8 protein-coding genes are annotated in these 12,054 nt (G+C 53.2%); all 8 read right to left on the bottom strand.

Annotated elements, in window-relative coordinates:
- Position 1: 1 nt before the first annotated feature.
- Positions 2-472 carry a hypothetical protein gene (locus DFR30_RS07360; RefSeq protein ID WP_132972040.1) on the bottom strand — a complete coding sequence of 157 codons (471 nt, stop codon included), beginning with the start codon at positions 470-472 and terminating at the stop codon, positions 2-4.
- A 32-nt stretch (positions 473-504) separates the two neighbouring features.
- On the bottom strand, positions 505-1,173 hold the full coding sequence (locus DFR30_RS07355) for a thiol:disulfide interchange protein DsbA/DsbL (RefSeq protein WP_165869133.1): 669 nt from the start codon (positions 1,171-1,173) through the stop codon (positions 505-507).
- 51 nt (positions 1,174-1,224) lie between these two features.
- Positions 1,225-3,681, bottom strand: coding sequence for a fused MFS/spermidine synthase (locus DFR30_RS07350; RefSeq protein WP_132972038.1), 2,457 nt, complete (start codon positions 3,679-3,681; stop codon positions 1,225-1,227).
- Between the two features lie 6 nt (positions 3,682-3,687).
- Entirely contained in the window at positions 3,688-6,825 is a 3,138-nt protein-coding gene (locus tag DFR30_RS07345; protein WP_132972037.1) for an efflux RND transporter permease subunit, read from the bottom strand.
- Between the two features lie 13 nt (positions 6,826-6,838).
- Positions 6,839-8,146 (bottom strand): heavy metal-binding domain-containing protein, encoded by a 1,308-nt coding sequence (locus tag DFR30_RS07340; RefSeq protein ID WP_132972036.1) that lies wholly within the window; start codon positions 8,144-8,146, stop codon positions 6,839-6,841.
- Between the two features lie 6 nt (positions 8,147-8,152).
- A complete protein-coding gene (locus tag DFR30_RS07335; protein WP_165869132.1) occupies positions 8,153-9,139 on the bottom strand; it encodes a glutaminyl-peptide cyclotransferase in 987 nt (328 codons plus the stop codon).
- 113 nt (positions 9,140-9,252) lie between these two features.
- Positions 9,253-11,304 (bottom strand): hypothetical protein, encoded by a 2,052-nt coding sequence (locus DFR30_RS07330; protein ID WP_132972034.1) that lies wholly within the window; start codon positions 11,302-11,304, stop codon positions 9,253-9,255.
- Between the two features lie 103 nt (positions 11,305-11,407).
- A complete protein-coding gene (locus DFR30_RS07325) occupies positions 11,408-12,040 on the bottom strand; it encodes an SCO family protein (RefSeq protein ID WP_132972033.1) in 633 nt (210 codons plus the stop codon).
- Positions 12,041-12,054 lie beyond the last annotated feature (14 nt).

Here is a 12,054-nt window from a genome sequence, read left to right as displayed (position 1 = left end):
TTCACTTGCACCAGGGTGTATCCGGGTCGATGCTGGCCGGGCGTGCAAGACCTTCTTTTATCAGTGCCGAGGACAGACTGCCCTTATCTGTCAGTATGAGTGAAACCGCCTCATCATCTGCACTGTTTTCCATGCGCATGTCCTCTACATAGATCTCTTTTGCGCTCTCGAGGAAGCCCTGTGCAAACGGCAAGGCCTTTTGCGCAGCCTCTCGCTCGCAGTCATCAGACTGCGGGGTATCACGGGCAACGACTATGCCAGGTAATTTGATGACCAGCGTGCGAAAGAATCCGGTCGCATCCGTGTTGAATGTTACAACCACACGATCGGGCGCATCCAGCCTGACCAGGGTCACTGGACGCTTTCCCGGGTAAGGTATAAATGTGGCAGCTATTGCCTGTATCGAAACCGACAGTGCCAGTACGCAAACCATTGCCCACCCTGTACGACGCCATAAACCTGTTGTTTTCATCACCAGCACTTCTCCTCTTTAAACCTGTTAAATTATTTTTCCTGCACGTTTGCAGTAGACATCTTGTGCCGTTCTTTCTCTACCAGACTGTCCACAACCTCAATCATCTCGTCCTGGTTATGTACAAAGAACGGCGCAGTCTTGTATTTTCCGTTAACAATCACCGCAGGAACACCGCGCAATCCATACTTGACCGTCTTGATTCGCGCCTGGTTGACGCTGGCAGCAATTTCCGGGGACAGATAAAGGTCGAGTGCCTTTTTTCGATCCACCCCCTGACTGGCAAAAAACTCGACCACACTGTATTCGTTGTAGATCTGTTTTCCATCTTCATGTATCGCCTTGAAAAGTGCCGCGTGCATTCGGTCAAAATCACCCAGTGCCCTGATCATATAGAAAGCACGGGCCTGATCCGCCCAGCTCGGGCCGATGATGGCGGGCATCCGCTGAAAGTTGACATAAGGTTTTTCCGCAAGCCAGCGGGTCATTCTGGGCTCCAGTTGGTAGCAGTGAGGACAGGCATAAAAAAACATTTCCACGACCTCAACCTTGTCGGTTTGGTCAGTCAGCGGTGCCGGAGGGTCGATGCGTTGGTATTGCGAACCTTCCCTGAACCTGTCTTCAGTGGCTCCGGCCATAGACAGCTGCCCGAAACCGAGAAGTATCAGTGTCAAGAGCATCCAGGATAGCGTGTTCTTCATCATTTCCTCCTGCAAACTTTGTATCCGGCAACAGGCTGTGCCGGCATTGTGTTACTTCTCATACCAGCTGTTTTTCAGATTCAGCCAGGCTTCATCTATTGCATCTGCTTCAGATGGTGATATCCCCAGAAGTTTCGCAATGGAATGACTGTCTGGTCGAAGCTGAATCATTTCTTTCAGTAAAGGCGTGTAATCATCATTGAACACTGGAACACGGTATTCTATTACCGGTAAGTCATCAGTCATAACCGCACTGCCACTAACCAGTCTTTCCAGCCCATTCTGATCGACAAGAAAATGTGCCGCCAGTTGTGCAGGCGTAAAGATATCGATATCTCCAAGGCTGCGTGCGACCTTTTTGTTCGATAGCAGGTTCTGTATATGCCCCGGCACCAGGGGAGTATCGCGCATTTTTCCGAGGATCAGTGCTTCGCCACTCTCCGTCCACCACAGACTGGAGTTCGGGAACGCCTTGAAAAAGGTCGCAATCAGCATGCGTGTGTCAGTATTGCTTTGCGTGTGCAAAGGTATCCACTGGACGATAACACCCTCGTCTGTCATACGGCTTTTTGCCAGCTCGTAAAAATCCAGGCTATAAAGATTGGCCATACCAGCCAGTACGGGTGGTGGCGGTTCCAGTGTTATAACGTCAAAACGCTGTCCAGGGTTACGTACGAGGTAATTACGTCCGTCATCAGTTACCAGAGTCACGTCAGGGTTAAGATGGACTTCTTCATTGACATCTGCGAAGAAAACACTCAAATCGACGATAGTGCGTGACAATTCAACTACCGTCAGCGCTGTATCCGGGTGTGTCGTGATCGCACCTGCCGTCAACCCGACACCAAGACAGATGACAAGCACATTTTTAACCGCTTTTTGTGACATAAATACAGGAAGATGACCCTGTAGACGCATATAACGTACGGCGTAGTCACCTGTACCTGAATACGAAGTCCCATTGACAAGGAGTCGCTTGAACTTGTCGCCATCGCCTTCTTCCGTAACCAGGATGGATCCGTAGTAATCCTCCTCATAGGCCAGGATGTCACCGGTTGTGTAATTTGTAACCCGGTCGCGTACCAGCCCGGGTGGAAGAAAGAACCAGACAAGGAGAGAAAGCGCAATTGGTATTATGGCCAGGCGACGACCCCGCATCAGGCCAGCGTCAGACTGGTATACAAGGACAGCGGCGACAAGCAGATATAGTGCCGATATGAGCGTTATCGACCCGTACACGCCTGCCATGGGCAATAACACGAAGCCTGTACACAGTGACCCTACAACACCCCCGTAGGTATTGATGGCGTACAATCTGCCCATGTTCTTGCCGACGGCGTGGCGGCTTGAGGTAATCAGGCGGGCCGCAATTGGCAGGCTTGCACCCAGTGCGATGGTTGCAGGCAGTAGCGCACCTGCCGCCCAGAGTGCCCACGTCTGAAAGAACGCCTGTTCAACGCTGTAGCCCAGCGCATCCATGACACTGGAAACGATCGCCGGCATGACCCGGTTCAGGATGGGTACCCCGGCAAGTGTAAACAAGGCTGCCAGACCTTGCGTCAGCGCAAGCGCCGAGTACAGATCCTTCCAGTGATCGACACGGCTGCGTACGATATAGCTGCCAATTGCGATACCGGCAAGAAAAAGGGCGAGCACAATCGAGAAAACGTACGCCGTTGAACCGATACCCTGGATCAGTAAACGCGTCCACAGGACTTCCAGCGAAAGACCAAGTGCGCCGGACAATCCCATCACCGGCAACACAATACGTGAGGCCTGCCGGGTTTCAACAGAGCCGGTCTCCGGTACGGCGGCTGAGCGGACGTTTACAGGACCGGCCCGCCAGTTGACCCGGATAGCCAGTAATCCAACGGCAACAGACAGCGCTGCAGCGAGTTGAGCGGTATGCATCAGACCTATCCGCTCAATAAGATAGAAGCCGGAAACCAGCACTCCAGCGACAGCTCCAAGCGTATTGGCGGCATACAGCGTCGCCATGCGTTTACCTATATGGCTGTCACTGGCCATCACTCCACGGTTCATGAAGGGCACCGTGGCGCCGAGCAGCGTTGTCGGGACAATCAGAACGCCCAGCGTCAGGATAAAGCGAGCCCCCTGAAGCAAGTAGAAATTACTGTTTAACATTTCGTTGAACGGCTGAAGCACAATATCGAGTTGATCGATCAAGGGAGTAACGACAAGCGCAGTTACACCAATGCCGATTTCCAGCAAGGCATATATGATGAGTGGACGCCTGGAGCGATCGCTGACTTTTCCACCCAGCCAGGACCCCAGCGCCATGCCCAGAAAATAGGCGGCAAGCACGGCGGCTATGGCATACAGATTTACACCGAATGCAATCTGCAGCTTTCGGGCCCAGACAACCTGATAGACCAGACCGCTGATGCCTGACAAAACAAAAAGGCTGGCAAATACCGCAAAGTGGTCTTGATGAGTCACCTCACCGGATCGGTCTTCAACAGAGGGATTGTGCGTGACAGTCGTCAATTTCGATCACGCATCAGCAGCCTGCCGTACAGGCTTGCCAGTCAGTTTGTTTCGATACCACAGGAAGTACATCACAGGCAGCAGTAACATGGATACCAGTGGCGCGGTCACCATGCCACCGATCATTGGTGCAGCAATTCTTTGCATAACCTCGGAACCAGCCCCGCCACCCAGCATAATAGGCATCAGTCCTGCAATAATGACTGCAGCCGTCATCGCCTTGGGTCTTACCCGTAAAACTGCGCCTTCGATGACCGCACTACGTAATTCCGCTTCGTTGATCGGCTGATTCCGGCTTATGGCCTCACGAAGATACACCAGCATCACAACGCCGAATTCTGCGGCCACACCTGCCAACGCGATAAAACCGACCGCCACTGCAACCGAGAGATGAAAATCCAGCAACCACAACAACCAGACACCACCTACCAGTGCAAGCGGTACCGAAAGCATAACCATGAGGGCTTCACTCAAGGTTCGAAAGCTCAGGTAGAGAAGAATAAAGATAATGAATAGTGTCAACGGAATAATATAGGAAAGGCGTTGTGCAGCGCGTTGCAAATACTGGTACTGGCCAACCCAGTTAAGGGTGTAACCCGCTGGAAGATCAAGCTGTTGCTGCAGCGCCTGACGAGCGGCCGCAACATAGGAACCGATATCGCGTCCATCGATGGTGATATAAACCCAGCCGTTTATGCGCCCATTCTCGCTTTTTATCAGCGGCGGTCCATCCGTAATCCGGATCTCGGCCAGATCCTGAAGCTGAATCTGGGTATCTTCGGTTACCACCAGCGGCAGCTCCTTGAGCTTGGTGATCGAGTCGCGCCATACCCGGGGATAACGGAGATTTACCGGGTAGCGCTCTCTTCCTTCTACCGTGTAAGTAACATTCTGACCGGCTACGGCAATATTTGCAGCTTCCTCGATCTCGGCAATACTTAACCCATAATGCCCCGCAGCCTGTCGATCGATATCAACGTCGATGTATCGTGCACCGGCAGCCCGGTCGGACAGCACAGTTCGTGTACCTGGAACCTTGAGCAGCACATTTTCGACCTGTTCCCCGAGCGACTGGATACCCGCCAGGTCAGGGCCGGCAATCTTGATGCCGACCGGCGTGTTGATGCCCGTTGATTGCATATCAATACGCGTCCGGATCGGCATCAACCAGGCATTATGCAGACTGGGCACCTGTACACGAGCATCGAGTTCAGCACGAATCTTGTCCATGCTCATACCCGGGCGCCACTGTTCTTCTGGTTTCAGTCGTATGACTGTTTCCAGCATGGTCAAAGGCGCCGGATCAGTCGCAGTTTCGGCTCGGCCGACCTTGCCGAACACGCTTTCGACTTCAGGTAGCGTACGGATCAGGCGATCGGTCTGCTGTAACAGTTCACGGGCTTTGCCTACCGAGATGCCTGGCAAGGTGGTTGGCATATAGAGAATATCGCCTTCATCCATTTCCGGCATGAACTCGGTGCCCAGCCGGTTCAACGGCCACAGCATGGTGACGACCAGCAGGCAGGCCAACCCGATCGTCAACCAGGGACGGGCCAGCGCCCACCTTATCAAGGGACGATAGGCCGCGATCAGGCCACGGTTGATCGGGTTGTATTCCTCTGGCCGCACCTTGCCACGAATCAGGAAGGCCATCAGTGCGGGTACCAGCGTAATCGACAGGCCCGCAGCTGCAGCCATGGCATAAGTCTTGGTATAGGCCAGCGGTGAGAAAAGGCGTGCCTCCTGCGCCTCAAGGGTGAACACTGGCAGGAAACTCAGCGTGATGATCAATAGCGAGAAGAACAACGGGGAACCGACTTCGACCGCTGCATCCTGTATGGCCTGTAACCGGCCGATACCACGTGCCTCTGCACGCTCCAGATGTTTATGCACGTTTTCTATCATGACAATGGTGGCGTCCACCATTGCGCCAATAGCAATAGCGATCCCCCCCAGCGACATAATATTAGCGTTAATACCTTGCAGGTGCATGATGACAAACGCCGTCAATATGCCTACCGGCAGGCTGATCAGGATGACCAGTGATGAACGCAAGTGCAGCAAAAACAGCGCGCATACCACGACCACCACCAAAAATTCCTCGACCAGCCGTTGACCGAGATTGCTCACTGCGCCATTGATCAGTGCGGAGCGATCGTACGTCTCAACCAGTTCCACGCCATCTGGCAGGCTACGCTCAAGCTGGTCCAGTTTTTCCTTGACAGCTTTGATCGTAGTCAGTGCATTTTCACCCGACCGCATCACAATGATGCCACCTACGACTTCACCCTCGCCATTCAGGTCAGCCACGCCGCGTCGCATGGCTGGCCCGATACGTATACTGTGTACAACGTCGTCGAGCAATACAGATGAAATCGACAAACGACGACGTATGGTGGGCACGCTTGTTACGCCGATGTCTTCCTTGTTTTTGACATACCCCTTGAAGCGAATCATGTATTCAGCTTCTGCGATTTCCAGCGAGGAGCCACTGATTTCGGCGTTGGATTCCTCTATCGCGCGCTTTACATTCGCCAGGGTCAGATAGTAGCCACGCAAACGGTCAGGATCGATGACTACCTGGTACTGCTTGACCATCCCGCCTATCGCCGCGACTTCGGAAACACCAGGCACCGTCTGAAGTTCATATTTCAGGAACCAGTCCTGCAGGGAGCGAAGCTCGGACAAATCGTGTTTCCCGGTACGATCCAGCAGCGCATACTGATAGATCCAGCCTACGCCGGTGGCATCCGGACCCAGTCGGGGTTGTGCACCCCGTGGCAACTGGTCGGTAACCTGACTGAGATATTCGAGTACACGTGACCTTGCCCAGTACAGGTCAGTATCATCCGAAAAAATTACATAGACGTAGGAGTCGCCAAAGAATGAATAGCCACGTACAGCTACTGCGCCAGGAACCGACAGCATTGCCGTAGATAGTGGATAGGTAATCTGGTCTTCCACAACCTGCGGCGCCTGCCCTGAATAGCTGGTACGGATAATGACCTGTACATCGGAGAGATCCGGTATGGCATCCAGCGGTATAGTGCGTACTGAGTAGACCCCCCATGCACTGAGCAGGGCTGCTGCCAGCAGTACAAGCAGGCGATTACGTACAGACCAGCGTATCAGTGCGGCTATCACAGCGTGTTACCGGCTAGAGACGGGATGCCGGTGTATAGGTTGTACGATGTGAATCGGCGTGCCGGGGTGATGGCTGTTGTTCCGGTCTGGTGGCTCCTGGCGTTGTTAAACGACGGAAACCGGCCAGCAGGCTGCTTTCCGAGTCAATCAGAAACTGCCCCGAAGACACTACCTGGTCGCCCTCCTTGAGTCCGGAACGTATTTCGATCAGTCCATTGGCGTCCTCTCCGGTGGTAACTTCGACCGGCTGAAAGCGGTTTTTACCCTGTACACGTACGACGCGGTCGCCCTGCCCTGTGCGTATCACGCTGTCCAGAGGTACCAGTAACACATGCTTGCGTGGCTGACCTGCAATACTGACATGTGCGAACATGCTCTGCGAGAGTTCGGGATTTTCGGACCTGAATTTCAGTGCGACTTCCAGTGATCGCGTCGTATACCCGACCGGTGGCTCAACTCGCACCACCTCACCCGTGAATACCGTACCAGGCAGACCTCGCACTGTCATACGTGCTTGTTGACCTTGCGCAACCCAGCCCCACTGACGCTCGAATATTTCTGCGGTCACTTCGATCACACGATAATTTCCACCTACATTGAATAGTGTAAATCCGGTATGCACTTTTTCCCCGACGCGTCCCCTTCGGGTATAGATATAACCATCTTCGAATGCAAATACATCGACCGGCATGTGCGGCATTGCACCATTCTGTAGTTGTGATATCTGTTCCGGCGTCAGCCCCATCTTGCTCAATTGCGGAATCATGGCATTGGCTGTAGCACGATCCCCTGACTGATAGGCATCCTGAAAAGCTTTCTCATGCTCAAACAGTTCGTCCGACTTGACGCTGAACAGCAATTCACCTTCGGTAACAAAGTCACCGTCCTGCTTGTCGGCAATTGCCACCAGCTCACCACGAATGGGTGGCGTAATGGTACGACGTGCCATGGGATCCACGCGCGTAATCTTGCCGATAGTCTCGATACTTCGCTGAAGGTCCCCCAACCTGACCCGGGCGGTGCGTACACCCAGATTATGTACAACCGAAGGATTGATGGTTACAACCGGCATTCCTTCTACCTTGTCCGTTGACTCCCCGGTCTCCTTTTCAACCAGATCCATACCACAAACCGGACAACTGCCACCCGGGACATTACTGATAATTTCGGCATGCATAGGGCAAACATAGTGCGAAGCGCCGGCGGGTAAAGCCACAACTTCCTCCAGCCCGGCCGTCGAGTGGTTTTCCGTAGAAAACTGACCTGCCAGGTAACCCAGAAATCCGGCTGCCAGCGCGGTAATAGCCAGTATTTTTTTCATTTTCTGTTACACCCCGTTTGTTATCATGTCACCAGCATCATCCGGGGCTTGCCGGTGATGCGGCCGTATGTCGGGAAGGGCTTTTCTTCTCAGCAACTTCAACTTGTAAATATAGGGCCATAGCTTCCCCGTTACAAACAATTCACCCGTTTCAGCGTTGTAGGCGATACCATTAGTCACCGCTGAACTGTGGCTGCGTGCAGACAAGGGCATTAACCCTTCAAGATTGATCCAGCCGACAACCTGCCCCGATCGCGGATCAATCTGCGCTATGCAGTCACCCGGATATATATTGGCATATATCAGGCCATCTACTGTCTCGAGCTCGTTTAATCCCTTGACGGGGTTTCCCTGGAATTTTACTTGCAATCTTTTCAGTTGATGATAGTCCCTGGCATCAAGAAAACGAAGCCAGGCAGACCCATCGCTGATAACCAGTTGATTACGGTATCCGGTGGCGCCCCAGCCTTCACCATTAATATTGAATCCACCTGTCTCCCGGAGTTCGTCGGGTGTGTACAGGAAAGCCTTGCCCGATTTCCAGGTCAGCTGTACCAGCTGCTGGCCCAGCACAGTCAGCCCCTCACCAAACAGATCATGACTGAGCCGTTGCTCCTTAAGCACGTTTCCTGTTTCAAGATCCAGCAAACGCAGGCTGGACTGACGGTATTTGCCCGTGCTCTCGTATAAATTACCGCGGTAAAATGTCAGTCCCTGGGTAAATGCGTCCTGATCATGAGGATAACGCGCCACGATTTCATAAGGACGGTCTGGCACCGTCCCGGAAAGCTTCGATGCTGTTGCATCGCACTCATGTGCTTCAAGGAAAGGTGTTTTTGATAGCGCGTAGCAACTGCCGTACTGACACAATGAGATTGTCAGGATGATCTGAAGAGCAAATGGCAGGTTATTCCGGCTCGATACTACCCTTGGCCTGCTTTTCTCCAGGCCATACCGGCAATCCCCAACACCTTCTGTTCGAAAACGTGACACTCGGTCAAACACCTGCGGTTACTGCATACTCCGGACATCATACTGTACTAACAGTCGGAGACGCCCCTCCCGAAAATTCGGGAGGGGCCCCAGCCCGGATGTTCAATCTACTGCTAATGCAAGGAGTATATTGCCACACCATGGTGTAGTGGATCGAACTGGTAAAGCTTCAGCCGGCGACTGGGCTCATAGTTCATTGTTATATCCACTTTATGCATACCCGGTGTACCGTCAGCCCCAACCGGCGGTACCGGAATCAGCCCCGATAATGCGCCCGCATTTGGCCACAAATAGTTGCGACCGAAGGTAAAGAAGCAACCCGAGCCCAGTTGCGGAAGGCCATTGACCGGGTCATCGGGATTACGCGGTGTCGGCTGAAGGAACTCCTCCGTGCCACTGCGGTTGATGGGGAACACATTGTCGTAACCGGAAATGATGGGGCTGTTACTGAAAGGCGGATAATTAGCCTCATGCCCTGGCGGTATTTCCGGGTGTGGACCGACAAGCGTAGTGGGATCGGTAAACTGGAACTGGTTTTCCCAACCACGTGTGCCACCGAAATCAACATTGCGATAGAAGTGCTGGAAGTGATCAGCATTAAGCACAGTCACCTTGAAGTTATACGGGCGGATATTCCAGTCATGAACACTCCCGTTCGCAACACCTTTCCAGCTTGCCGGACCCTGACCACTACCTTCACCTTGCAGACCCTGGCGAGAGCCATAGAAGGTATTATTGACATACAGCATGGTCATTGTTGCATCCGGATCCGCTTCTACACCGGCCGGCAGTTTGGTGCGGTCGGTCCAGTCGTAATAGGCCGCTCGCAGATCGGTCGCGATGTGTGCCAGATCACCCTTCTTGAGTTTCTTGTCTTTCTTGTCTTTCTTGTGTTTCTTGTGTTTTTTGTCTTTCTTGTGTTTCTTGCCTTTCTTTTTCATGTCTCCATGATCGTCATCATCCTCAAGCATGGACCTGAAAAGAGTCCACATGCGCTTGGCCGGTGACAATTCGCCAATCTGGGCAATGGCATAATCCTTGTCGGCCTGGTTACCCACTGGATCACAGTCGGGATCATTTGCACCACCTTCACAGAACGCCGACTTTTCCCATTGCACATAGTTCCAGCCATCCGGCCCCGCTTTCTTGAGCGAGTTTTCGATGGCCTGTACACGTGGCGGGTGAATACGCCAGCCCCAATGATAGATCAGGTTGAAGTACTTGCCTTTGGTCTGCTTGATCTTGACAGTGTACCTGGTGCCTTCATCGAGCATCGGGAAGAATGTCTGGTCCATCGATGCATGCGGCGGTCCAGTGACTTCCACACCCTTCGGATTGATGAACCGGTTGACGTGTGAGCCCATGGGCGAGAAGTCTTCCATCCCGTTGTTCAGGATGTGGACATTGTAAGTAACCGTCCAGGGTACTTCCTGTACCGCAGCAGGATTGATGAACATCGCGTCAGCTTCGATGTGCTGGCCCCAGTAAAAAATATTAACATCGACATTACCACCGACCAGGTTGCCATCGGCATCATACTCGGGAATCACCGGGCTATCATTGACCGGCCCCTGGTAATGCAGCATGGGCAATCCGCTGTAGGCTCGATCGATCGGGTTACCTTCGAGGATATCGATGGCAAATTTGACCAGGTCCTTATTGATCTTCTTTCTGCCTTTTTTCGCGGCCGCCTCGATCCTGTCGATTACCATATCGAGATCATCATCCGGACTTCTCTTGTCGATCTCCGCGGTCAGTACCGGCCCATCGTGCAGGTTATAGGGGTTCTCCGGCGTCGACGGCAGGGTATTGGGCATTTCCCGGTTTTCGTAGTCCCTCAGGTTTTCATATACCGTCATGAGGAAGTTACTGCCCGGCGGATTGGCAAACGGATCCACTGACGGGTGCTGGCCCGGCGGTGTGTTAATGATTGTTGTAACACCATCTGCAGACTCAGTGCGCTCTGACACCCCGGCCTCCGGTTGTGCACAGGGATGGCCCAACCATTTCATGACCGGATTCGGCGATCCCGTTGCCTTGGTCAGGAAGGGATCAAATTTAAATTCGCACTCCGCCGAGGCAGTGCTCGCCACGCACATTCCGCCGGCAAGCAAAGCCAGTGTCGCGGCCACGCGCGCTTTTACAAGTGGTCTTTTATGCTTCATTGATTTTTCACCTCCTCCCCGGCCGTGCATAGCATGTTGATGCGCACCACAAGGGATATTGTGTTGTATCACCAGATCAGTTTCCCGTAAGTCCGGCCGGTTATCAGACACTGTGGTCATCCACCAGGAACGGCTTGTGCTGCTTGCCGGTACTGAGACGCCCCACCGCTTCAGTAATAAACAGGGGTTGCAGCCGACTTGGCTTGTTCATCCATCGACCGGTCTTTTCGTTACCGATCCAGGACAGTGCATACAGGCTGCCGCGTGCATTGAAGGATGCCAGGATCTCCCTTATATCTTCAGGAGCGCCTGTCAGGAAACGCCACCTGGCACCATGCTTTTCAGCCAGCGCCTTGAGGTCTTCCGGTGTATCGTGGTAAGGATCGGTGGTTACGGTGTACATCTGCACTTCCTTGCCGATTCGATCCTCGATCATTTCGTGCACTTTGACCAGGTTACTGAGTAATGGGTAATACTTTTCGCCTTTCACCGAGGTGAAGCTGACCAGTACAACCTTGTCCGCAATCAGGTCCTCATAGAACCAGGCTTTCTCCTTGTGCTGGTCCTGGACGATCACCTGTGGGAAACGACTTGCATTCTTGCCACCCCTGGCACGGGGACAGGTCTTGAATGCCGGGTTGTCTTTAACTGCACCAGGCGCGACTGCGGCTGTTGCTACCGCCGGAATGGCTGCAGCAGCACTGGCCAGAAATGTTCTTCTTGTAGTCTTTTTCATCGTAGACTCCTTCA

It is taken from the genome of Thiogranum longum, assembly GCF_004339085.1.
GTDB classification, from domain to species: domain Bacteria; phylum Pseudomonadota; class Gammaproteobacteria; order DSM-19610; family DSM-19610; genus Thiogranum; species Thiogranum longum.
This window is presented reverse-complemented; position numbering and strand designations above follow the sequence as displayed.